Source organism: Rhodocytophaga aerolata, from assembly GCF_030503435.1.
GTDB classification, from domain to species: Bacteria; Bacteroidota; Bacteroidia; order Cytophagales; family 172606-1; genus Rhodocytophaga; species Rhodocytophaga aerolata.
In genome coordinates, this window is sequence record NZ_JAUKPO010000002.1 from 462,876 (window position 1) to 485,830 (window position 22,955).

General features: G+C 41.3%; 18 protein-coding genes. 8 read left to right on the forward strand and 10 right to left on the reverse strand.

Going from position 1 to position 22,955, the window contains the following annotated elements:
• Window positions 1–356: 356 nt before the first annotated feature.
• The 6 genes from treY to Q0590_RS06390 all read right to left on the reverse strand — a co-directional run bounded on the left by treY (window position 357) and on the right by Q0590_RS06390 (window position 11,178).
• On the reverse strand, window positions 357–3,116 hold the full coding sequence (gene treY, locus Q0590_RS06365) for a malto-oligosyltrehalose synthase (RefSeq protein WP_302036663.1): 2,760 nt from the start codon (window positions 3,114–3,116) through the stop codon (window positions 357–359).
• A gap of 204 nt (window positions 3,117–3,320) precedes the next feature.
• Window positions 3,321–5,750 (reverse strand): DUF3536 domain-containing protein, encoded by a 2,430-nt coding sequence (locus Q0590_RS06370; protein ID WP_302036664.1) that lies wholly within the window; start codon window positions 5,748–5,750, stop codon window positions 3,321–3,323.
• A 73-nt stretch (window positions 5,751–5,823) separates the two neighbouring features.
• Window positions 5,824–7,650 (reverse strand): malto-oligosyltrehalose trehalohydrolase, encoded by a 1,827-nt coding sequence (treZ, locus tag Q0590_RS06375; RefSeq protein WP_302036665.1) that lies wholly within the window; start codon window positions 7,648–7,650, stop codon window positions 5,824–5,826.
• A 280-nt stretch (window positions 7,651–7,930) separates the two neighbouring features.
• A complete protein-coding gene (locus Q0590_RS06380; protein ID WP_302036666.1) occupies window positions 7,931–8,902 on the reverse strand; it encodes a hypothetical protein in 972 nt (323 codons plus the stop codon).
• Between the two features lie 434 nt (window positions 8,903–9,336).
• Complete coding sequence (gene bamJ / locus Q0590_RS06385; protein ID WP_302036667.1) at window positions 9,337–9,948, reverse strand: BamJ family beta-barrel-assembly machinery protein; 612 nt, start codon at window positions 9,946–9,948, stop codon at window positions 9,337–9,339.
• A gap of 519 nt (window positions 9,949–10,467) precedes the next feature.
• Window positions 10,468–11,178 carry a hypothetical protein gene (locus Q0590_RS06390; RefSeq protein ID WP_302036668.1) on the reverse strand — a complete coding sequence of 237 codons (711 nt, stop codon included), beginning with the start codon at window positions 11,176–11,178 and terminating at the stop codon, window positions 10,468–10,470.
• A 322-nt stretch (window positions 11,179–11,500) separates the two neighbouring features.
• On the opposite strand from Q0590_RS06390, the gene Q0590_RS06395 reads away from it, so the two are divergent.
• Genes Q0590_RS06395 through Q0590_RS06410 form a run of 4 tightly spaced genes read left to right on the forward strand, consistent with a single transcriptional unit; the run spans window position 11,501 to window position 14,447 of the window.
• Window positions 11,501–12,007, forward strand: a complete 507-nt coding sequence (locus tag Q0590_RS06395) for a GbsR/MarR family transcriptional regulator (RefSeq protein WP_302036669.1) — start codon at window positions 11,501–11,503, stop codon at window positions 12,005–12,007.
• A 56-nt stretch (window positions 12,008–12,063) separates the two neighbouring features.
• On the forward strand, window positions 12,064–12,900 hold the full coding sequence (locus Q0590_RS06400) for a hypothetical protein (RefSeq protein ID WP_302036670.1): 837 nt from the start codon (window positions 12,064–12,066) through the stop codon (window positions 12,898–12,900).
• Window positions 12,901–12,906: 6 nt separating this feature from the next.
• Window positions 12,907–13,581 carry a DUF2071 domain-containing protein gene (locus Q0590_RS06405; protein ID WP_302036671.1) on the forward strand — a complete coding sequence of 225 codons (675 nt, stop codon included), beginning with the start codon at window positions 12,907–12,909 and terminating at the stop codon, window positions 13,579–13,581.
• Window positions 13,554–14,447, forward strand: coding sequence for a Rossmann-fold NAD(P)-binding domain-containing protein (locus Q0590_RS06410; RefSeq protein ID WP_302036672.1), 894 nt, complete (start codon window positions 13,554–13,556; stop codon window positions 14,445–14,447). Before Q0590_RS06405 ends, Q0590_RS06410 begins: the two co-directional genes overlap by 28 nt.
• An 899-nt stretch (window positions 14,448–15,346) precedes the next feature.
• Here Q0590_RS06410 and Q0590_RS06415 read toward each other — a convergent pair.
• Window positions 15,347–15,709 carry a hypothetical protein gene (locus tag Q0590_RS06415; protein WP_302036673.1) on the reverse strand — a complete coding sequence of 121 codons (363 nt, stop codon included), beginning with the start codon at window positions 15,707–15,709 and terminating at the stop codon, window positions 15,347–15,349.
• A 188-nt stretch (window positions 15,710–15,897) separates the two neighbouring features.
• Window positions 15,898–16,290 carry a response regulator gene (locus Q0590_RS06420; protein ID WP_302036674.1) on the reverse strand — a complete coding sequence of 131 codons (393 nt, stop codon included), beginning with the start codon at window positions 16,288–16,290 and terminating at the stop codon, window positions 15,898–15,900.
• A gap of 257 nt (window positions 16,291–16,547) precedes the next feature.
• On the opposite strand from Q0590_RS06420, the gene Q0590_RS06425 reads away from it, so the two are divergent.
• The 3 genes from Q0590_RS06425 (at window position 16,548) to Q0590_RS06435 (ending at window position 20,017) form a co-directional block, all read left to right on the forward strand.
• Window positions 16,548–16,739 carry a hypothetical protein gene (locus Q0590_RS06425; RefSeq protein WP_302036675.1) on the forward strand — a complete coding sequence of 64 codons (192 nt, stop codon included), beginning with the start codon at window positions 16,548–16,550 and terminating at the stop codon, window positions 16,737–16,739.
• Window positions 16,740–17,026: 287 nt separating this feature from the next.
• Window positions 17,027–17,872 carry a PorV/PorQ family protein gene (locus Q0590_RS06430; RefSeq protein ID WP_302036676.1) on the forward strand — a complete coding sequence of 282 codons (846 nt, stop codon included), beginning with the start codon at window positions 17,027–17,029 and terminating at the stop codon, window positions 17,870–17,872.
• 90 nt (window positions 17,873–17,962) lie between these two features.
• Window positions 17,963–20,017 carry a ComEA family DNA-binding protein gene (locus Q0590_RS06435; RefSeq protein ID WP_302036677.1) on the forward strand — a complete coding sequence of 685 codons (2,055 nt, stop codon included), beginning with the start codon at window positions 17,963–17,965 and terminating at the stop codon, window positions 20,015–20,017.
• A 159-nt stretch (window positions 20,018–20,176) separates the two neighbouring features.
• Here Q0590_RS06435 and Q0590_RS06440 read toward each other — a convergent pair whose 3' ends face one another.
• Both Q0590_RS06440 and Q0590_RS06445 read right to left on the reverse strand, forming a co-directional pair.
• Complete coding sequence (locus tag Q0590_RS06440; protein ID WP_302036678.1) at window positions 20,177–20,563, reverse strand: Imm51 family immunity protein; 387 nt, start codon at window positions 20,561–20,563, stop codon at window positions 20,177–20,179.
• Between the two features lie 171 nt (window positions 20,564–20,734).
• Complete coding sequence (locus Q0590_RS06445) at window positions 20,735–21,016, reverse strand: hypothetical protein (protein WP_302036679.1); 282 nt, start codon at window positions 21,014–21,016, stop codon at window positions 20,735–20,737.
• A gap of 262 nt (window positions 21,017–21,278) precedes the next feature.
• Between Q0590_RS06445 and Q0590_RS06450 the strand changes: the two genes are divergently transcribed.
• Window positions 21,279–22,898 (forward strand): amino acid permease, encoded by a 1,620-nt coding sequence (locus Q0590_RS06450; protein WP_378410436.1) that lies wholly within the window; start codon window positions 21,279–21,281, stop codon window positions 22,896–22,898.
• The last annotated feature ends 57 nt before the right edge of the window (window positions 22,899–22,955 follow it).

Genomic DNA, 22,955 nt, shown 5'->3' on the forward strand with positions numbered 1-22,955 from the left:
TAACAGGTACTTAAGCACCTGCAGTAAGCCAGGCAGGTAATAAAATGGTGATTTGTCCAACCCAGCCGCCTGATTACGATACAAAGGAAACGTATCTAAGCAGAAGAATTTAATTTTATAGGTATACAGCAGGTGAACAACACTAAAAAAGAAAGTATACAAAAGGTAAACAGCTTTTACTCTACTGTCTTCTTCTATTAATAAATATGTATAGGCAGGTTAAATAAATATCGGTCTCCGGAAGATGCTACATAACAAATGAACTATACCGATTTTATAATCGGTGTATAACAAATATAGGGTAGCCACAAATGGCTACCCTATGAAGATTAAACTAGTTTCCTGTTGAGAAATATTTATGTTTTTACTAATACATTTACCGGAAAATCTTTGAAAAGATCTTTGACTAATAGTTTACCAGTACTTTTCATACTTTTCTCTGAAAAAGCATCTTCCCAATTACCGGGCTCTATTGATTTTGGCAATTCAATTGCGGTATCTGCCCACACAGCTTCACCTAAAGGCAATTGTTTGTCACTAATTACTTTTGTCAGAAAGCGGGGTACAACTGTAATAACAGATTGTCCGTCCTTTTGCCGGGCAAAAGCAAGGATATGCTCTTTGTATTTGCCACTTACCTGCAAAGGAATATAGCTACCTTCATTAAATAAAGCAACATATTGGTTGCGTAGCTGCAAACACATATACACTGTAAATAATTTAACCCGTCCGTCTTCTTTCGTCTTTAGCAAATCAGCTAGTAAGCCTTGCCGATCTGTTTTTAGTTTTGCTTGTATCTGCTCCAGGTAGCTTTGCCTGATCTGGTACTCAACCGGACGGCGGTTGTCTGGGTCAACAAAGCTCAAATCCCATAATTCGCAACCCTGGTATATATCTGGCACTCCTGGGGACATTAGTTTTACCACCGTTTGAGCCAGTGAGTTGAATACGCCATAATGTGCCACTTTTTTCTGGAACGGACGGAAAGCGGGAATAAATCCATGTGAAGGGTCGAGTATCTTTTTAGCAAAAGCAACTGCTTGCTCTTCATGTTCTTCGTCCGGCGTCGACCAGCTGGTATTTACTTTAGCTTCTTTCATTGCTTTCAATAGATACTCTGATAGACGGTCTGCGAAGTTTTCTGGCAGCGAATCTTCCACTGGCCATCCGCCTACCAGGCTCTGGTACAGAAAATATTCTTCATTGCTGATAGACCATGCTTCCCGTTTATTCTTTCCTTGTAGTGGTTTATTTAGTTCATGCCATTTTTTTATTTGCTCTTCCCACTCTTGCGGAATTTCCGACAATACATTAATACGTGCCCTTACATCTTCTCCGCGTTTAGTGTCATGCGTTGCCGAAGCATTTATCTTCAAAGGCCAATGTTGCAGCTGATCCTGGTTAAACTGGTGAAATTCCTCGATAGAAATACCAAACACCTCCGGATCGCCTCCTACTTCATTAAGGGAAATAAGCCGGTTGAATATATAGAAGGTTGTATCTTCTAATCCTTTTGCCATTAGTGGCCCAGAAATTTGCTGGAACTGCATAACGGTTTTTAGCCAGTTGCTCATTTTCAGCTTATTTAAGTTCTTAGGGAACTCCAACAACAAAATTTTCCTGAGGAATAGTAAAGTATTTTTTTGATCAGGCAATAAAGATTCAGCTTTATGGAAAGCTTCTTCTATATAGATTTTGTCTTGCTCCGATACGGCAGGCGAATTAATATAGGTACGGTATACCGGAAAACAGGCCAGTAATACACCCAGTGTTTGCCGTAAATCGGATTGCAGAATATCTACGCCTTCCGGAATATAAAACGAAAGCCGCTTGAATTGCAGAAATAACTTTTCCAGATCACCTACGAAGAGCCGTTCCAGCACAAATTTCTTTTTCTCGTACAGCAGTTCTTCATAGGTAAATTTTTTGCCGATGAAACCGGAGTATACCTGATGAAACTGTTCTCTGTTGGGATGATAGCAAAATAAGTTATTCAAATAGGTAAGAAAATCGTACCCGCTTGTGCCTTGTACCGGCCAGTTTCCGGGCAACTTTTCACCTTGTTCTAATATTTTTTCCACTACAATGTACGCCTCCGGGGCTTTCTCCCGCAAGTGCTGCAAATACGATAAGGGATCATTTAAGCCATCTATATGATCTATGCGGACACCACTTACCGCCGGATTAGATAGTAGTTCAAAAATAAATTGATGTGTCTGGGCAAATACAGCCGGATCTTCTACGCGTATACTAATTAGTTGATTGATATTAAAAAAGCGGCGGTAATTTATTTCCCGGTTAGCAACTCGCCAGTAAGCCAGGCGGAAATACTGAAAAGCCAATAGTTGGTGTTTTTTCTCTATACTAGAATTAAAGGCTTTAAGTAGTTTGTCTACATGTGATTTAAAAGCTTTGTTGCTTGTATAGGCCTGCCACAATACCTGCTTGGCTTTTTCCATCTGAGCAACCCGCTCCTCTCCTTTTACACTGGCAATAGCGGCAAATGCTTCTACCAGTTCATGCGATAGTTTGCTTAACTCATTTTCCTGCCCGCCCTGCGCTACCATGTTTTTACCAATCAATAACGGATACGACTCAATACGTAAGGGCAATTGCAGGTCATAATAGGCTATACAGAAAAGACCATCGGTGTACTTAAATTGCAACTCGCCTTTTTTCAATATTTCGTGATAAGGCGAACCCAGAAAGGGCACCATCAGCTTTTTCCGTAAAGCTTCATTCGGGTGATTCCATTCTATGTCAAAATGGCTACTATAAGGCGAGGCATAACCTTTTTCCAGTACATCCATCAGTAACTGGTTTTCACTGCTGAACACCATATGATTGGGTACTATATCTTGCAGCCAGCTAAGCTTTTTACCTTTTAGTGTAGTTAATAAGGTAGTAAATTCTTCGGGGGTGCCCACTTCCGGGTTTACCTGATTTGGGTCAGCCACGTCGTAGCCATGCGTACTTCCGGAAGCGGCCTTAAAAATAGGCGATGCATAAATAGTACTGATGCCTAATTTTTGTAAGTAATCTATAATCCCGGAAACAGACTGAAAATTAAATTCTTTATGAAATTGTATGCGGTAGGTCGCAATAGGTGTTTGCATTGTAAAATAGGTTAATACTATTTACCATACGTTAAAGGCATAAGCAGGTTGGTACTTGTGAAACTATAATGAAGAAAAAAAATTATCCGCTACAGTTGGCTAACTATTTGGTGGCTTTTCATTAAAAACAAACAACGATAAAGCAAAAAAGGCAGACATGCTTGCCTACCTTTTGCTTATCTATACCTTGAATCTGAGTATAAACTATCCGATATGAACCTCCAGTTCGTCGCCTAATTCTTCAAAATGTTTTACCCATTTCTGAGCAGATGCCTCACCACGGTTAGCAAGCGCCTGCATTTCCCGGAAATGTGTCTGGCCAATGGTAAAGTACATATTCTGAATCATCCACCGGTCGATAACCATGGGCAATTTTTTGAGGTGCTTAAAAATTTCCAGAATGTATTTGAGCCGTTCCGTATTTTTTGGATTTGTAGAGAAGAGCTTCATAATGGCATTCATGCGTTTGGTAATTACAAAGTCCAGGGTATCTACATCCAGCTTTACGGCCCATCGTTCTACTTCTTCGGTTAACCGTTCCAGTTCATCCAAGTTAATATGTTCTTCCTCAAACAGCTTTCGCAGATCGGCATTCAGAATAAATTCCACGGTAGTTTTAAAAACTGTTGGCAGCGGTGCATTGGCATGATTGGTCAGGTTCATCATGTGGTAATTATGCTCATATATTTGCCGGAAAGAGTTCTCCATTTTCTGCAAGGTTTTCTGCATAATCTGGTTAAATACCCGGCGCTGCTCATCTTTGGATAAGTGGAATAAGGAATACCACCTGGGTCCAAAATACTGACCCATCAGGTTCATAATCTCTCCTACTTCGCTCCTCAAAAAAGCCCTCCGTATTTTCCCATGCATGGCGTTGAATACATCGTCGGGCATATTTTCCATAGCATTGGCGATGATAGAATGCTGCCCTAGGTATAATACTACAAAGCTTACTTCACTTTCTTCCAGGGTAATGGTAGAATATACTTTGGCAATGCCTATTACCAGCTTCTGCACGCCAGCCTCCATGCGGTCGTATACTTCGCTTTTAAAGACATAGCTGTAAATGGGCAGATTCTCCGGATACTCTTCAAACAACGAAACAATGGCATAATGTAACCCTACTTTGAGCAAATCCAGGCGGGCAGGTTTGGCATAGGCTTCGTAAATATGGGCTCCATTTACATATTCATCCAGGTTGCTGGGGGCTTTTGCCAGAAGTTCAGTAAAGGCTTTCTCCAGCTTCAGCTCCGATACTTCTTCGGCCAGTTGAATGGCACGGCTGGCATATTGAATTACCTGTATGGTTTCAATACCGGAAAGTTCGTCGAAGAACCACCCGCAGCTGGTATACATCAGCATGGCATGCCGCTGCATCTCCAGTAACTTTATTATTTTTATTCGTTCATCTTTGGTTAGTTCTTTCCTGGCAAACGAATGCACAAAAGCTTCTACCTTATTTCTCGGCCGGTGAAGCAATACATCCATAAAGGCATTGCGGGCCTGCCAGGGGTTACGGAGGTATTTGCTTCCTTCCTTCTCAAATAGCTCTACCAGATTGTCGCGCAGCCAGTCCAGAGCATTCCGTAAAGGATTCCGCCAGTTCTGGTGGAAATGCGTACCACCGGTATTACACCCACAGTTATTCCGCCAGCGTTCTACCCCGTGCACACAACTCCAGGAACTGTTCTCAAATATTTCGGTTTCATACGTGGGAGGAAACTTCTCTAGAAACTCTCCATAATTGGTAATAGTCGCCAGCCCTTCCTTTTCCAGGTAGTGCAGGCAATAGGCCAAAGCCATATCGCCATGCCGGTGATGGTGTCCGTAGCTTTCGCCATCGGTAGCAATATGCACGAGTTGGGGTGTATGCTCACTTTCGTGAGTGAAAGAATAGGCAAAGCGGTTAGCAAAATCACGTCCGTTCTTTAATAAGCCTTTAAAGGCCACATCTTGTGAAATACCGCCATCATAGTAGAACAATACTATTTTTCTTCCGGAAGGCAGATTGCACACATAAGGCATCCTAGGATCTATCCGTTCTCCGGAAACATCTGTCCAGTGGCTATCGCCGATGCGGCGCACCCGCCTTGCCTGCCTTGGTGCCAGCACAGTAAATTTAATATTATGCTCGGCCAGTACTTCTAAGGTATCGGTATCTACGGCGGCCTCCGGAAGCCACATGCCTTCGGGTTTTCTTTTGAAACGGTATTCAAAATCGCGTATACCCCATATTACCTGCGTATGTTTATCGCGTTGGTTGGCCAGTGGCATAATAATATGTCCAAAAGCCTGAGCCATGGCCGAACCATGCCCTGAAAAGCGCTTGCGGCTTTCTTCATCGGCTTTTAGAATAGCTTTATAGGTCTCTGGCTCGTATTTCTCCATCCAGGAGAGCAGGGTTGGGCCAAAGTTGAAACTTATTTTAGAATAATTATTCGTAATATCAATGATGTCCCCTTTTTCATCCAGAATTCTGGAAGCCGTATTGGGCGTATAGCATTCATAGGTAATCCGTTCGTTCCAGTCATGGAAGGGTTGAGCGGAATCCTGCGCCTCTATCGCTTCTAACCAAGGGTTTTCTCTGGGTGGCTGGTAAAAATGTCCGTGTATACAGACGTAACGGTTATTCATGAGGAATACATTAATTTAAAAGAGTACTTAGAAAACACCCTTTAAATTAATGTATCCGGGCAATTTTCTCAAATTACGACTGTTTTTGAAATAGGGCAACATTGTAAGATTGAAGCTTTATTTGATCGGTTACCTTTACAATAGGCGGCAGCAGATTTCCATTTCCACCCCAGAATTTATCAGAAGCATCCAGGATCTTATGCCATGTACCTTCATATGCTGAGAAAGGGACAGTTACTTCTTCATTACTACAATTTAACAAACATACTAAATTCTCAGTATTTTCAAACCACCTTTCCAAGACAATAACCTTACCGGAAACCACCTGCGCACGGATACTTTTTTTATCCGGATTATGTAGGGCGACATGTGCTTTGCGGAGAGCAATCAGCTTTTTGTACCACTCCAGCATTAACTTGCCCTGACCTTGGTCTTTTTTATGCCAATGTAATTTAGATTCTAAAAATGTTTGCTCAGCTTGAGGGTCGGGGGCTTCTCCCATCCAGGAGAAAGCTGAAAACTCGGCTTTCCGTCCGTTTCTTACAGCTTCTACCAGGCCCGGATCAGAATGGCTGACAAAGTACAGAAAGGGGGCATCTTCGGCATATTCTTCTCCCATAAATAGCATTGGCACGTAAGGCGAAAGCAACATAGCTGCAGCCGCCAGTTTCAATGCATCAAAAGAAAGTGTTTTGGTAAGCCGGTCACCTAACATCCGGTTGCCTACCTGATCGTGGTTTTGGGTATAAATTACAAAATGCTCGCCTGAAAAATCTGTGGAAGAGTTGCCGTATTTCCGCTTGCGGTAATCCGAATAGGTGCCATTGTAAACAAAGCCTTCCTGGAAAGATTTAGCCAGGTGCTGTATGCTGCCAAAGTCTGTGTAATAGCCTGTTTTTTCTCCGGTAAGTAACGCATGTAGGGAATGATGAAAATCGTCCATCCACTGGCTGTTAAAACCCCAGCCTCCCTGATCCAGTGGCTTGATCACTTTCACATCATTCAGATCACTTTCGGCAATGGTGTAAAACGGCCTGCCAACTCTGGCAGAGAATTTGGCTACTTTCTGGTTTACATATTGCCAGAAATGCACGGCTCCCATATCAAATACCGCATGGATGGCATCCAGCCGGAGGGCATCCACATGAAAATGTTCCAGAAAGTATACGGCACTATCTGCAAAAAAATCACGGATAGGATCGGCATACTTTTCGTCAAAATTGAGGGCTGCTCCCCAGGGCGTATGGTATTTCTCTATAAAATAAGGCCCGAACTCTGTTACATAATTCCCCTCCGGGCCCAAATGGTTGTATACCATATCCAGTACCACTGCAATACCTTTGGCATGGCAGGCATCTACCAGAGCCTTAAAATCGTCGGGTGTGCCGTAGCTATTTTGAACAGAATAAGGGTGTACACCATCGTAGCCCCAGTTGCGGTTGCCTGGAAACTGTGAAATAGGTAGTAGTTCAATTGCATTAATGCCTAGCTCCGCCAGATAATCCAGTTTTTCTAGTACGCCTCTGAATGTACCTTCGGGTGAAAAGGTACCTACGTGTAGCTCATAGATAATCATATCCTGAAGCGGGATACCTTTCCATTCTTTGTCTTTCCAGGCATACGCCTGGTGGTCAACAACTTGCGAAGCTTTGTGAAGCCCCTTAGGTTGAAAGTATGTAGCCGGATCGGGACGGTCTTTGCCGCCATCTATTTGGTAAAAATATTGGGTGCCAGGCATAACATTAGTGGCTTCTGCGATGAAATAGCCATCTGCCTGCTTTTGCATAGTCACTAATTTTTCTTCTGGTGTGATAATATGTACAGAAGCTTTCTCTACCAGCGGTGCCCAGAAAGTAAAGGTACACCGTCCGTTGCCCTGATAATTTGCGCCAATCTTCATAAGGTGATGTGAATCAGTAAGAATAAGGAAAAAATATATTTACTGATATACCGAAAAAGTGGAGGCAGGGTTATTCTTAATGAAATATTTATTTTATCTGTACATAAATAATGCAGATGTAGTTACCAGAATATGTAGATTTCATTAAAAAAGCAGGAGAGTAATTGTTTCAGCATGTTCTTGATTAAAGAAGTAAAAGAACAAAAGATCGTTCTTCAGGCAAGAATCCTTTCTCAACATTATTTATTACCCTGTTATAACTAGTAGAATAGCTATACCTTTATTTACGGGCGTAGCTGGAATAATCTTTCAGGTTGGATTTGGTAATAATTTTGCTGCCTTCTGATAACCCAGGCGAGGAAATACCCAAAACTTTGCCTTCTGCCGCATCTATGATCAGGTGCAGGTAATTAATCTTTATTTTATTCTTTGAGGAGGTGATCTCCGGCACAATCTGCAAATATGCATAACTGGAATCTCCCTGCATCACTAAGTTGTTGAAGGTACTTGCATCAGTCAGCAGGAAAGCGTGGGGATAGGCTTCTTTTATTTCATTGTCGGTAAGAGAATGATAGGCCCAGTCTTTCCGGAGCAAAAGTGTTTTAGTGGCGAGTACTTGCCCGCTTACTTGCATTACTTGCTTTAATTCACAGGATTTGCTTCGTTTGTCAGCCTCCCGCAGGTACAAATTGAACGTTTGCAAGCCAAATACCATATCTGATTTTTCGGGAAAAATATTAGCCAGATTCTGGCTATACACAGCAGGGGTTTTGCTTAGCTCTTCTACCAGTTTAATCTGCATCACGGTGTATTTATCCCAGTAATCTCTGCCTACATTCAGGTTCTGGTAAGACCACAGTAGCCCCTCATGCATTTTACCTCCGGTTTGCCCCACGTGTTTAAAGTTTTCTACCGTAGCGCAATATAATACGGCATATTGGTCTGTTTTATATAACCGCTTGGCATCGGTAAATTTCATATACAGAATTTTTGTGTCGAATGGCCAAAGCCGCTCGGCAACTTCTTTCATGGAGGTATTATAGTCTGCTACTGATTTCCTGTACTTGTCTATCTGGTCGGGCCGCTTTTTGGTTTGCAGAATTTTAATAATCTGGGCAGATTCTTCTTCTACCACCACAATAAGCTTTCTGTTTTGCAACTGTTTCATTTTCTCCAGATTCCCAGTACCATACTGTGCATAGGCAACACAGGTATAAAGCAACGCGAGAAACAATATAGCAGCTCTTATCATAAGCAATTATAGGGTATATACTTAGATGATTAGCATTAAAACTACTATCTACATCAGAAAAGAGCAAACAAAGGGGCCAACTGCTATACTGGCATCGTGTACGTTCTGTGCAACATTTAGGTAATTTAGGTTTTCACATACAAGTTATGGCCTGGCATCATGCGATATATTGACCAGGTTACCTGCCAAACTTTTACTTGATTTTATCCACCTTACCTTGCAGGTGAACTCAGTGAATTTTCTACCTTACACACGTGTTTGTGAGAGAAGGGTATACTAAGCTCATATAGTATGGCAAACTAGGGTTTTTAATACTACCGGTGTAATTGTACAGCAGCCTTACTTTCTAGAAAAGCGCAAAGAATAGAACACCTTACAATTCCTGCCAACCTATAAATAAAAACAGCCTGCTGTACAGGCTGTTTTCTCAACTATTACTTATTCACTGAAATCAACTCTACATCAAATATAAGGGTAGAGTCCGGGCCAATATCACTCCCGGCTCCTCTGGAACCATAGGCCAGGTTAGACGGGATAAACAATCGCCATTTGGCTCCCTCCTGCATCAATTGCAAAGCCTCTGTCCATCCGGCAATAACACCATTTACCGGAAAAGTAGCCGGCTCTCCACGTTCATAACTGGAATCAAAGACGGTCCCATCAATGAGAGTTCCATGGTAATGAGTGGTCACCTTATCAGTTTTTGAAGGAGTTTTTCCTTTCCCTGCCTGTAGCACCTGGTATTGCAGGCCACTTGGAAGTGTTTTCACCCCTTCTTTATTTTTGTTTTCTGCCAGAAAATCTTCGCCTGCCTTTTTATTGCCTGATGATTTAGCCTGCTGTTTCTGGCTTACTTCCTGTTGTAAAGCCATCATTGCTTGTTGTACTTCAGCTTGTGAAAGCACAGAGGGCTTACCTGCCATAGCTTCTTTCATGCCTTGTACAAAAGCTTCTGCTTCTACATCGATGCCTTGTTTTTGGAGGTTAGCAGCCATATCACGTCCGATAATATAACTGATTTTGTCTTTTAGGTTAGTTAATTGCATAAAATATAGTGGTTTGTGCACCTTAGTGCTTTATAAAAATAGCTGCAAATATAGCCGGATAGACCGTTAGTAGTACCATGTACCTAATTATTTCTATACGCAGAGGAAGGTAAAGTGGATGAACAAAGAAATACACTTCAGATTAGTGTACGTAAAATCATCCTTAGAGCATGTTTAAAATCTATAAAATAAGAACTTACATTATGATTTACAGCATAACATCTTACTTTCTTTGTCATTGCTACAAAGAAAGTAACAAAGAAAAATCTAGAAAAAACAACGCTTCCCCGCTCTAAACCCACGCATGGCCCGCAGTTTTTTCAGGCCTGCGCTTACGGATTATTATTCTATTTTGCTTTTCATTCTATTTTTGCTTGTATTCCGAATAAAATTCGGAACACACTCTTACTTATTCCAACGTTTTTAGTGCTTACTGACTTAAAGAATTGTGCGGATTGTACAAACTGTGGATTAGCTATGTACTGAGGTTACTGATTGAGGCTTTATAAATTGTGATTATTAATTAATTGCTATTCCTATTTTTACACCTAAGTTAATTGTTGATAGTGATTCTCTTTCTTGATAAATACGAGGTGGATGGAGGGTTCTTAAATCTTCCCAAGCTGTATAGGTTTCTCCTATCGCAAAAACTTGATACTTGATTAAGTTTTCTCCAATAGTTACTCCTATAAAACTATCTATCAGAATATCTACCTTTTCACTAAGAGAAATAATCTTGAAACGGTAGCCTACTGCTCCTTTTCCTCCGTAAAGCTGTTCATACTTAGACTCCAGATGTCTATAGGGGCCATAAGAGCCATTCCAATTAAACTCATAATACTTGTTCTCGTAATAGCGGTAGCGGTAGAAAAGAGCTGTAGATAAGTATAGTCCATAGTTACTCTGGCTTTTATTTGCAACCAAACTATGCTTAAAGGCTAGGGAAGCATATTGAGAGGCTCCCGGATGAATTAATTGGTCATTATCAAAAAAGCCAATAAGTTTGTCGCCTACAATAATGAATTCACTTTGCTTAGGCATTCGGATGGCTGCTACTACTTCCAGACTACTCCGTGAACTAACAAATCTTTCATAGCCTATTTGTATTTCTCTAAGCAAAATTTGAGTAGCATTCAAGCTAAGAATATTCTTCTTTTGCAAGCTGTCAGTTTGAGCTAAGGCTTTTGGAATAAGTATTATAAATAGTAATAGTAACAAAATTTGTCTCATTCTTTTTGGCAACTAATATCTATATATATGTTATTGTAGAGATACACCTCCCCCTTATGAAACATACGCTAGTAAATCTATACACTCATTTTTGCTTGTCCCTCTGATAAATTATATCAAAATTGCCCGTGTAGGTTTCAGAACGATATATCCTTACCCATTTGCCTTGTCATGCAGAACATTCCCGCTACTAATAAGTATATTGACTTTTCATTATCTTATGAACTTCTCATCGTTACGGTAGTGCATCATGCATTAGGAGCTTAGTAAATTTTATTTTCAATAATTTTTGAAAGTTTAAAAACTTTATTATATTTGTTTCATGCAATTGGATCAAGCCAAGGAGAAATTTATTCAGACATGGGGAACATTGGGCTCTAATTGGGGCATCAACCGTACGATGGCGCAGGTGCATGCTTTGTTATTAGTTTCTCCAGAGCCTTTAAGTGCAGAGGATATTATGGAACAGCTAACTATTTCACGTGGAAATGCCAATATGAACATACGGGCACTGATTGACTGGGGCCTTGTATATAAAGAGTTGAAATCAGGTGAACGCCGTGAATTCTTTTCGGCAGAAAAAGACATGTGGAAAGTATTTAAACAAATAGCTAAAGAACGCCGCAAGCGGGAATTAGAGCCCATTTTCAAAGTTCTGAATGATATATCACAGGTGGAAGGAGATCCAAAAGATCCAAATTATCAGGCATTTGTTCAATCTATTGGGGGTATACAAAAGTTTGCCGGGCAAGCAGATGATTTTCTAAGTAAAGTAATTAAAGCCGATGAGCACTGGTTTTTCAATACGTTGCTTCGTTTCATGAAATAAATTTTTTTATCTACAATTTTCATATTTTATTGAAAGTACTGAATAAATATATATCTATGAAAGATAAAGCCATTATTTATGATAACAACTGCCCCATGTGTGCCCTATATACAGAAGGTTTTGTCAAATGGGGCTTACTGGAAGCCAGCAACCGGATTGCTTTCTCACAACTGGAGCAGCAGGAGTTTATTAAACAAGTAGACTGGCACAGGGCTAAGCACGAAATTCCACTGGTAGACATACAGGGCGGACAAACCTTATATGGCCTGCAAGCCCTTACGCATGTTCTAAGCCAGAAGATACCCTGGCTACCAACAATACTTCAGTACAAACTATGCTATACCCTATGTAAAGGCTTATACAATCTTGTATCGTATAACAGGCGGATTATTATTCCCTCAACTAAGACGGGCAGTGCAGGTTTCGATTCTACACCAGATTTTCATTTAACCTATAGAATAGCCTTTATTTTACTGGCTATTTTCAGCTCTATTGGAATTACCTATGCTTTCGGACAGTCACTGAATACGCTACTGGCTAGTACTACCGGCGGCCTTACTATGCTGCTGATTGCCGGCACAGGTTGGGTAGTACAACTCTGTCTGGCTGGTATTTTCCTCCACGAGAAACGTATGGAATATATTAGCCATTTGGCTGTAATTATGCTGCTGGGTGTTTTACTACTCGTTCCGGCTATATGCCTGAGCTGGGTAACAAAAAACATTTATTTGCCGATTGCTTGCCTAAGTGTTTTACTGAGCAGCAGTCTTATGTGCCGGCAGCATTATCTCCGGATACGCACCTTATCTCTCTCCCAACGCTGGACGGCCTTATGGTTTATGGTGCTGCAAACAACCGCTTTCTTCTGGATCTATCAACTTTATTTCAACTAATTCTCTATGAATATTCTAAAGAAAATTCCGATTACTTATCAGGGGCAACTACATAATGTACAGTTAATTAATTTTTCTGTAGAACGCGAAGAAGTAGAACCGTATGTGCCCTGGAAAATCAAAATACGCGACTTTGGCGGAAGAGCCATGATTTCTATGGTAAATGTATACCTTAAAAATATGCACCCGACTTTTATTCCACAGGGTTTAACTTTTGAATACCGCCATATCGGCTTCCGCCTACTGGTAGACGACAGCCAGTGGAACGAAGGCCAATACAAGGGGATTTATTTTATCCGGTCTTTTACAGACAATGCCCTGATTGCGCAAGGAGGGCAACTTATGACGGATTATAATCTGGAAAAGGCAGAGATTATTTGCACCAATGAATTACTGGCCCTGAAAAAAGGGGCACAATTTCTAACCTATGCCCTGGATGAGCAACAACCCGACATTCGCAATAAAGAGCTATACCAGACCATTGCATCCATAGACCGGGCTTATTCGCACCTGGATGGGCAAATCCGGATGACTCAAATTCAACGGGAGAAATGGCCTATTGAATGGGCTAATTGCTATCATTTCCAGACGAACTTCTTTGAAACTGCCCGATTTGAAGGCGCCTTCCGTGTAAACGAAACAATTTATTACCAATGGGAACCTCCGAAAAACATCCGGTAAGCCGTATTATTATTCTGGGCGCCAATGGCCAGGTGGGTAGTAGTATTTATTCTTACCTGAAACGGCATTTTCCGGCACTACAGATTACAGCTTGTGTACGGCGATTATTCACTAATACACACTCACCGGATTATACTGTGTTTGATCCTTTTGCACACAACTGGCAGCAAACAGGCAAAGCCGATGTATTAATTAACTGTATTGGCATTATTCAAGAAACGAAAGATTTTACTTTTGAACAGGCACACCTGGGCTTAACGCGGCTTATCTTGCAGCATAGGCAAACTCTAGGTAATCCAAAAATTATTCAGATCTCTGCTCTGGGTGCTCAATCAGATAGCCCGGCCGCTTTCCTGTCCAGTAAGGGACGGGCAGATGAGTTGCTTCTGACGCATCCAGATACTGTAGTAATCAGGCCATCTATTGTGTGTACGCCTAATACAGTGTTTGCACAAAAATTAACTCTACTACGCCGGATCAGCCGTTATCTGTGGAACTACCTACCCTTTCCAGGTCATCTGTTGCAAACCCGTATTCAACCCATTATGCCGGACGATCTGGCAAGTTTAGTAGCCAGGCTTTGTTTTACAGATCAACATCCGGCTATTATTTATGCTGTAGGACCTGATGAAATTTCATTACAGGAGCTTATTCATTTATCTAGTAATTCTATTTCTTTGCTTTCTGTACCTCGTATAGTCGCAGACCCTGGCATCCGGCTTTTGGCAGCCCTTTTACCAGATCTTCTTAACCCGCAACAATATGCTTTACTGCTCCATCCTAACACAGCCAGTAAACAGATAGCGGAAAACCTGATCGGAAGAAGTTTGCATTCGACGAAAGGATTCTGGCAACAGTTGAGTTAAATGGTGAGCATTATAGCTAATAAAAAACCCTTCAATTTGAAAGGCTCTTTATAGTAACTAATATTATCATTTTGAGGATTCCCAAGGCGAGAGCCAATGGGAACCAACGTAGGTGTGAGAAATCTTGTTGCTCTTTTTGATGAACCTAAAAGGCTCCTCCTCACCTCGGAATGACATTTTAGTAAATGATACACTAAAATAATTCTGTTGAGATGCTTACCTACGTAGATTTACCTAGACTCCCCTGTTTCTCCAATACAAAAAATTTGGTATTTCGTGAGGCTGGCTAATTATTTCCGGTAGAAGGAAACGGGTTGGGTTTTATGTAAAAAACAACAAGTCCTGGCAATTGATTGCCAGGACTTGTTGTCCCCTTAAACCAGTGTAAAAAATAGAAAATTTTGTTACACCAGTCTAACTAAGAATGTACCCTTTTACTAACGCTCTAAGGATGTAGGATTAATTAGTCTCATTTTTGTGAGAATTAATAAATACTAGAGAGCCTGCTCCAAGTGCTAGTAGGGTTGCTGCCATAATGGCTAATCCTGTAAATAGTTCCATAGGCTTTTCGGTAAATAAGTGATAAAATATGCTGTAACTTTTAAACGAAATTTACTAAAAAAAAGTGTCACATTTTAATTTTTTTTATAATAATTAGTAAAATCCTATTAAAAACGTCCTTAAAAAGCAATTTAAGGCTTTTATATGATTGTAAGATTAATAGGCCGTTCGTCATTATTTAATATTGTGGGGAGATGTAATGGAAAGAATCCGAGCTAGATTGAGCTTTAACAGAATAATTTTCTACACACTATTTTTTTATTGTGCAGAAAAATACGGCAGCTTTTTGGTAATAATTAGTGGAAAAGATGAATACTAGGCTGTGTTAATAAGCTATATTATTCAGATGAAGCAGGCAGCCTGGGTAAGTTGGGAACCATAAAACCAAACACCTGCTGACAGTCACTATCCAACCACTGCTGATTCAACTGTTGAAGCTCTTTTATGACTTGCCTTTTTCTTTCGCCTGTTATACCTGGCTGGTGGTACTCTTCCAGAAGTACTTCTGCCTGATCCTGAATAAATTCACAGGTTAGCTGAATAGCATCGCCGCCTGGAAACACGGGCCTGTTAGCAGAAGTATCAGCCGCTTCCGGGCGTGGCTGGCTAGGGGTAGCTGTTGCAGGGATTCGGCTTTTTTCCTTCTCTGTTGCCGGCGTGCAACCAAACACACCTATAGTAATACATAGTAACAGGAACATAGGTGGCAGGATGCGTTTCCAGATCCTGAGAGCATACGTAGAAGTGCAAATTACTATTTCAGAGTTGTACAAAGCTTTACAAAATTGAAAGCTCAAATTAGCAATAATCTCTGGTATGGCATTGCCTGATATAGCCGGAAATATTTTCTTACTCAGTTCAATGCAAATGAGCAATAGCCATTCTGGTCTTATAGCCTGCTTTGTAAAGCAGCCAGCACTTTAGTACTGGTTACTGGTTTTTCTACATACCCCACTAGCGGAAAATATTTTACCTTCTCTTTTTCGTCTTTATAAGCTGAACTGCTAATGATTAGTATACCGGTATTTTCGTGCCGCAAGCCTTCCATCCGGTGAAGTTCCGCCAGAAACTCATACCCATCAATTACAGGCATGTTAATGTCTAGTAAAATTAACTCCGGACAAAAAATTTGTTCATTTTCAAGGGTGGGCATACAGTTCTCTGTCAGGTACCGCAAGGCTTTAAAGGCACTACAACAGCTAATGATTTTTTCGGCAATACTCAGCTTACTTACTGCCATTTCTGTCAGGTGCAGGCTAAGTTTGTCATCATCTATTATCATAAGTTGCTTTACCCTTTTCATAACAGAATGATTTATACTAGCTTGTACTCCATATGATAAAAATAGTTTAGCTGTTTTTGTAAAATGCAGGATATGGTTTCTACTTTAAACATATGCAGATAGAAACACATCCGGGCAATGGTGTTGCTCATAACGGTTGACTAATTCAAGCCATAAATATCCGTTGTAGATTGAGCCGGGAATCTGTATATTCGTATAAAATAAAAGTTATGTTCAACAGGTTAACTTAACTTAGTATGGCAACACGCAAAGCAAAATACCTATCTAAAGATGAAAGCAAGGGTCTTCGCACCAACTCCATCTATGATATCAACACGCAAGTAGTTGGCGACAAAATAGCGGTTGAAGTTACGCAAGCCAATCAGCAAGCCCAGATGCACTATACCTCCAAACGGGAGTTTCTGAAAGATTGGCTGGTAATTGATTAACAGGTTTACCTGCTGAGATTCTTTGCTAGAGAAGCCCGGCAGGTAAGCATCCTATTTTTTCTTATACCTACCTTACTACACTTAGTTTATGGAAGTAAACTATTAAATTTGTCAGAGAAACACAGCTTATTTTCATTCTCTAGCTGAAAGATAAATATTCATCTTTCTTGCTTTAATTCTGCTAGCGGGCAAGCCATATTTTTAGCAGTCGGGATACTTTACTTACATACGTAGGATGCATAAACTTACTCTCAAATGGCAGTCGTTTGCGTCGAGTAAATTTATTTATGCGAACTTTTTTACTCGGCATAATTCTTTGTTTTACGCTTGATATCCAAATATTTGCCAGCGGTGATCCCTGGCCGGTTGGCGGCCGGGCATCCGGTATAGCTAACACAGCTGTTACCCTCACAGATGGCTGGTCGCTGTTTAATAACCCTGCCGGGCTGGCAGGTAGTAAGCAACTCCACGTACTATTTGCTTTCGATAGCCGGTTTGGTATTGCTGGGCTTCAAAGTGTAGGCGCCGGTGTGGCTATGCCGCTGAAACAAGCAACCGTTGGAATAAGTGTACAGAAACTAGGCGATGCCTTGTATAGTGAACAGATGGCCGGAATAGCATTTAGCCACAAAATAAGCCATGTCCAATTAGGCATAAAAGCAAATTACGTGCAGGTTCATGTAGGAGACTTGGGAACAAAAGGTGCGCTGGCAATGGAGTTTGGCGGAATAGCTACTATTACGCCACAGCTGTTTTTCGGAGCTCATGTTTATAATTTTAATCAGGCCAAACTAGCCAGCTACCAGGATGAACGTATTCCTACGGTCATGAAAACGGGCCTATCTTACCGGCCTATCACCCGATTAATGCTGAACCTGGAAGCTCAAAAAGATACCGACTTTCCGGCTACCGTTAACGCAGGTATCGAATACCAGATTGTTAGCCAATTTTACCTGCGTACAGGCATTGCCACAAAGCCAGGTATTCAGCACTTTGGGGTAGGGGTACACAAAAAGAAATTTCACTTCGATTATGCTTTACGTACGCATCCTACCTTAGGACTCTCTCATCACTTGTCGGTAGCCTTAACGTTTGACAGAAAAACGCAGGCAACGAAAGCATCCAATCTCTAATTATTCATGCATTACCTAGCTTTTCCTGGATATTTGGGGTTGTATACTTCTATACGTAAAACTGGTTTGCTAGCTTTTTTCCTGTTTTGCATGGCTGCAGTTGCCTTTAGCCAGGAATATCCTAAAAAGGAGATTAATATAGATGCCTTTGTGCAAGAGTTGTTTAGCCAGCAGGAAGAAGATATAGATTATGAAGATTTATACGAATCGTTATTTCAGTTATATGCCCATCCGTTGAATTTGAATACAGCTAGCAGAGACGAACTAGCCTCAACCTATATCTTGTCAGAAGAACAGTTAAACCATTTCTTTAGCTACCGCAAAGTGAATGGCAACTTGCTTTCTATCTATGAGTTACAGGCAATTCCCGGATTTGATCTACCTACCATTTACAAACTATTACCCTTTGTAGAAATTCGTGATGGAGGCTTGCAGCAAGATAACCGTCCGTTATGGGAACGTATAAAAGCAGAGCCTACCCATTACTTACTACTGCGCTACGACCAGGTGCTGGAGACAAAAAAAGGATATACCCCTGCAGATACTAATTCAACAGGTGAGCTCAACCAGCGGTATCTGGGTTCGCCAGGTAGATTGTATGCCCGTTACCGCATTAGCCACAGCAAAGATTTTAGTTTTGGGTTTACTGCGGAGAAAGATGCGGGAGAGCAACTGACGTTTCAGCCTTCTACCCGTCGCTATGGAACAGATTTTTTCTCTTTCCATGCAATGCTGCAGAATAAAGGCCGCTGGAAAAATATAACCATTGGCGACTACCAGATTCAGGCAGGACAAGGTTTGGCAGTATCTTCCGGATTTGCTGTAGGCAAAGGTGCAGAAACCATTACTACCATCCGGCGCAACAACCTGGGAACCCGGCCTTATACATCTGTACTGGAATATGGATTCTTCAGAGGCATAGCTGCTACCTACGGTTTCAAACAGGTAGATATTACTGCTTTTTATTCAAACATCCGCCGCGATGCTCATTTGCCTGCTGCTACCGATACTCTTACGGAAGCAGAAGACTATTATACTTCTTTACAGACTACTGGCTTTCACCGGACACCTTCGGAAATAAAAGCCAAAGGCAATGTAGCCGAACAGTCAGCCGGTACCAATGTGCTTTACCAACACGCCAGTAAGAATCTGCAAATTGGTGGCACCTTTTTACATACCTTGTTCAGCTCCCCTTTGGCCAAAAGGCCATCCTCATACAATCAATTTGAGTTCAATGACAGGCAGAATTATATTGCAGCAATCAATTATAGTTATGTCTGGCAGAATTTTAACTTTTTTGGCGAAACGGCTAGTTCCCAGGGAGGAGGTACTGGCCTGATCACTGGCTTTGTGAGCAGCTTAACACCTAAACTGGAACTGGCTATGGTTTACCGTACCTACAGCAAAAGTTTTCATAGTTTGTATGGCAATGCCTTTGGGGAAAACACGCGGAATGCGAATGAAAAGGCCCTTTATTGGGGAATAAAGCTACAACCTATCCGGAAAATCACTCTGGCTGCTTATTATGACCGTTTCAGTTTTCCATGGCTCAAGTACCGGGTAGATGCTCCCTCACAGGGATATGAATATTTGGGACGTATTACCTACAAACCCACTAAAACCATTATGCTTTATGCCCAGTTCCGGCAAGAATCCAAAGCCATGAATCAGGCGGATAACTCAACTGCCATAGATTTTCTGGTGCCCGCTCACCGGAGAAACTTTCTCTTCAACATAGATTATCCGGCAGCAAAGTATATTTTTCTAAAATCCAGGGTACAGGGCAGCAGTTTCAGGCAAGATAATGTTCCCACTTTTGGCTATGCCATCATTCAGGACCTAACTTTAGATCTAGGTAAATGGAAAGCAAGCACCCGGTTTGCCCTGTTTGATACCGATAATTACGATAACAGGCAATATGCCTACGAAAAAGATGTGCTCTATGCATTTTCCATTCCCGCCTATGACGGAAGGGGCACGCGGAAGTATCTGCTGGTGCAATACCAGGTTAACCGCAAACTGGAACTGTGGGCCAGATATTCCCGCACAGCCTACCGAAACAAAAATAGTATCAGCTCCGGTCTGGAAGAAATAGAAGCATCTCACCGGTCTGAGGTAAAAATGCAAGTGCGGTATATGTTTTAACCTATCAGCTACAAAGCTTTCTACATGCAAAAAGGTAAGCTTTTATGCCTACCTTTTAATGACAACTAGTAGCATGAACTCCCGCATACTATGTGCTGTGTTGAGCTATGAGCTGAGGCGCACCGGTTGGCGGATTAAGTTTGGTATTGTATGAAGGTCTTATTCCATTTCTCCTTCCTGCTCGGCCATTCGGATTGCCTGCTTCAAAGTAGATTCATCAGATTTAATAACTGAAATCAACCGTCCTATTTTCAGAAGTGTTTCTTTGTCTGAACTCCAAATTGCTAGGCCATCTGCTTCATCATCAAATCGAATTTTTGTCAAAATTGCAGGATCGGACAGTTGAATTGCTCCATAAATGATGCCTAACCAACTGGGGCCTCCCCCTTGATACCCATTTGAACTTAAGAAATTGTAATGGCTGTCTTCTTCACTTACATCATAATAGTCAAGCCTATACTCATTCTGGCTTATTTCAATAAGAGTGCCTCTTATTTTAATTTCAGAGTTGTTTAAAGCATTAAGTAATAGTTTATTCTTTTCCATTGGACTACTATAACCTATCAGTAGAAATAGTAGTAAAATTTGACCAATAAGTTTCATTTATCTATTTATCTTTTTTCACTTACATAGCAATATATGCGTAATGCGTAGTAGGCGAATAGACTGCCATTTATCAGCTTATTGGTTTTTCCAAACACACATCAGTATAAGTTCTTATCTTCTTCTCTTCTTCCGTTGAGCTTTAGGGCTTCCGGGGCAGTCGCAGTCAGATTTCTTTTTCTTGCTGAACAAGCCTGATTTATTGCTGTATCCTTTTTTGCTGCGTTTTACTTTTGCACGTTTCTTTGCAGCTTTTCCGTCAGTAGAAGAAAAGATAGAGGTACTGCCTGCCGACCTGCTGCTGGTAGAAGCTTGTCCGCCGGTTTGTGCAAAAAGCGGGGTGCTTAGCATCCACAGGCTGATGCCTAAAAAAAGGAGGATTCTTTTGAATACCATAAGGTAAATAGATTTATAAAAAATGTAAGATAGCCAAAAAAGCTAGTACAGGCAATGCTTTGTAATTTTACGGCTCAAAAGTTAGCTGAATAGGTAAAGTTACAGAAGAATCTTTATTTTTACTTAAAAAACCTTACCCTTGAAAAATACTAACCTATTCAGAAGAAAAACTGTTGACCAAATACTCGCCGAAGTTAAACTACAGGAAGACCACGCTTCCGGAGAACTAGTCCGCAACCTTACCTTACGAGATTTAGTATCCATGGGAATTGCCGCCATCATTGGTGCTGGTATTTTCAGTACTATTGGCAATGCCAGTGCGGCTGGTGGCCCTGCTGTTTCACTTCTTTTTATTTTTACTGCCATTGCCTGCGTATTTTCTGCCATGTGTTATGCACAGTTTGCCTCCACCATCCCTATTAGTGGCAGTGCGTACACCTATGCATATGCCTCTTTTGGCGAACTTGTTGCCTGGATTATTGGCTGGGATCTATTAATGGAATATGCCATCGGAAATATTGCTGTGGCTATTTCCTGGTCAGATTATTTTACCGGCCTGCTGGTAGGAATGGGACTGGACGTACCTTTATACCTGACCATGGATTTTTTATCAGCTTCCCGCGGGCACGATGTTGTAACAGAACTGCTCAACCAGGGCAAGCCTCTCAGTGAAGCTTCTGCTTTGCAAGTAGCTGGGTATGAAGCCTGGAATACAGCTCCGAGTATTGGTGGATTGAAACTAGTAGCCGACCTGCCTGCCTTGCTGATTACCTTTTTTGTTACGGTACTAGTCTATATCGGCATTAAAGAATCCAAAACGACAGGCAATATACTGGTATTAATTAAGCTGGTAGTGGTGCTTCTGGTAATTGCGGTGGGCTCATTTTATATTCAACCTTCCAACTGGAGCCCCTTTGCGCCAAATGGAATTAGTGGTGTTTTAAAAGGCGTTTCAGCAGTATTTTTCTCCTACATCGGGTTTGATGCCATTTCTACAACAGCCGAAGAATGTAAAAATCCGCAACGCGACTTACCTAAAGCTATGCTATATACCTTGTTAATCTGTACGGTGCTGTATGTCTTGATTACGTTAGTATTAACCGGCATGGTCAATTACACAGAGTTAGCTGTAGGCGACCCGCTAGCTTTTGTATTCGACCGGGTAAACTTAAATTTTATGGCTGGCATTATTTCCGTTAGTGCCATTGTGGCCTTAACCAGTGTGCTATTGGTGTTCCAGCTGGGGCAGCCCCGCATCTGGATGAGCATGAGCCGTGATGGATTACTGCCTAAAGCTTTTTCAAAAATTCATCCCCGCTTCAATACGCCTTCTTTTTCTACGGTTGTCACCGGCCTGGTGGTAGCCATACCAGCGTTGTTTATGAACCTGACTGAGGTTACAGACCTTACCAGTATCGGAACTTTATTTGCGTTTGTGCTCGTATGCGGTGGGGTGCTGTTGCTGGATAAAACAGAAAAAGTACCAGGCCGCTTCAAAGTGCCTTATATTAATGGAAAATACATTGTACCCGCGCTATTGATGGGTATTACTCTCTATATATTCTTGAATAACCGGGAAATGATTACGCATTTTTTTACTATTAATCAGGTTGAGGGTAATTTTTGGGATGTGCTGGAACACAAAATACTGGCCATTCTTTTCATTGTGGTTAGTATCTGGATAAGCTGGCTTACCTTCAGCAAAAATTTATCCCTAATTCCAGTATTGGGCCTGCTAACTAATTTATACTTGATGACCGAGCTGGGTATTACCAACTGGAGCCGTTTTCTGGCCTGGCTATTACTCGGACTAGTTATTTATTTCAGCTATAGTTACCGCAATAGTAAGCTGGGCAAATTGCAACATAGAACCAACAGGTAGTATAGAAAAAGCCTGTCAGGTTATTGAAACCTGACAGGCTTAATTCACAAATTTAGG

What these genes read in the sequence shown, in the direction of transcription:
- Q0590_RS06430 (WP_302036676.1), top strand. Translation starts at nt 17,027, where the DNA reads ATGCGAACTTTTTTACTCGGCATAATTCTTTGTTTTACGCTTGATATC.
- Q0590_RS06435 (WP_302036677.1), top strand. Translation starts at nt 17,963, where the DNA reads ATGGCTGCAGTTGCCTTTAGCCAGGAATATCCTAAAAAGGAGATTAAT.
- treZ (WP_302036665.1), bottom strand. Translation starts at nt 7,650, where the DNA reads ATGAAGATTGGCGCAAATTATCAGGGCAACGGACGGTGTACCTTTACT.
- Q0590_RS06380 (WP_302036666.1), bottom strand. Translation starts at nt 8,902, where the DNA reads ATGATAAGAGCTGCTATATTGTTTCTCGCGTTGCTTTATACCTGTGTT.
- Q0590_RS06425 (WP_302036675.1), top strand. Translation starts at nt 16,548, where the DNA reads ATGGCAACACGCAAAGCAAAATACCTATCTAAAGATGAAAGCAAGGGT.
- Q0590_RS06445 (WP_302036679.1), bottom strand. Translation starts at nt 21,016, where the DNA reads ATGGTATTCAAAAGAATCCTCCTTTTTTTAGGCATCAGCCTGTGGATG.
- Q0590_RS06420 (WP_302036674.1), bottom strand. Translation starts at nt 16,290, where the DNA reads ATGATAATAGATGATGACAAACTTAGCCTGCACCTGACAGAAATGGCA.
- Q0590_RS06405 (WP_302036671.1), top strand. Translation starts at nt 12,907, where the DNA reads ATGAATATTCTAAAGAAAATTCCGATTACTTATCAGGGGCAACTACAT.
- Q0590_RS06415 (WP_302036673.1), bottom strand. Translation starts at nt 15,709, where the DNA reads ATGTTCCTGTTACTATGTATTACTATAGGTGTGTTTGGTTGCACGCCG.
- bamJ (WP_302036667.1), bottom strand. Translation starts at nt 9,948, where the DNA reads ATGCAATTAACTAACCTAAAAGACAAAATCAGTTATATTATCGGACGT.
- Q0590_RS06390 (WP_302036668.1), bottom strand. Translation starts at nt 11,178, where the DNA reads ATGAGACAAATTTTGTTACTATTACTATTTATAATACTTATTCCAAAA.
- Q0590_RS06395 (WP_302036669.1), top strand. Translation starts at nt 11,501, where the DNA reads ATGCAATTGGATCAAGCCAAGGAGAAATTTATTCAGACATGGGGAACA.
- Q0590_RS06450 (WP_378410436.1), top strand. Translation starts at nt 21,279, where the DNA reads ATGGGAATTGCCGCCATCATTGGTGCTGGTATTTTCAGTACTATTGGC.
- Q0590_RS06410 (WP_302036672.1), top strand. Translation starts at nt 13,554, where the DNA reads ATGGGAACCTCCGAAAAACATCCGGTAAGCCGTATTATTATTCTGGGC.
- treY (WP_302036663.1), bottom strand. Translation starts at nt 3,116, where the DNA reads ATGCAAACACCTATTGCGACCTACCGCATACAATTTCATAAAGAATTT.
- Q0590_RS06370 (WP_302036664.1), bottom strand. Translation starts at nt 5,750, where the DNA reads ATGAATAACCGTTACGTCTGTATACACGGACATTTTTACCAGCCACCC.
- Q0590_RS06440 (WP_302036678.1), bottom strand. Translation starts at nt 20,563, where the DNA reads ATGGAAAAGAATAAACTATTACTTAATGCTTTAAACAACTCTGAAATT.
- Q0590_RS06400 (WP_302036670.1), top strand. Translation starts at nt 12,064, where the DNA reads ATGAAAGATAAAGCCATTATTTATGATAACAACTGCCCCATGTGTGCC.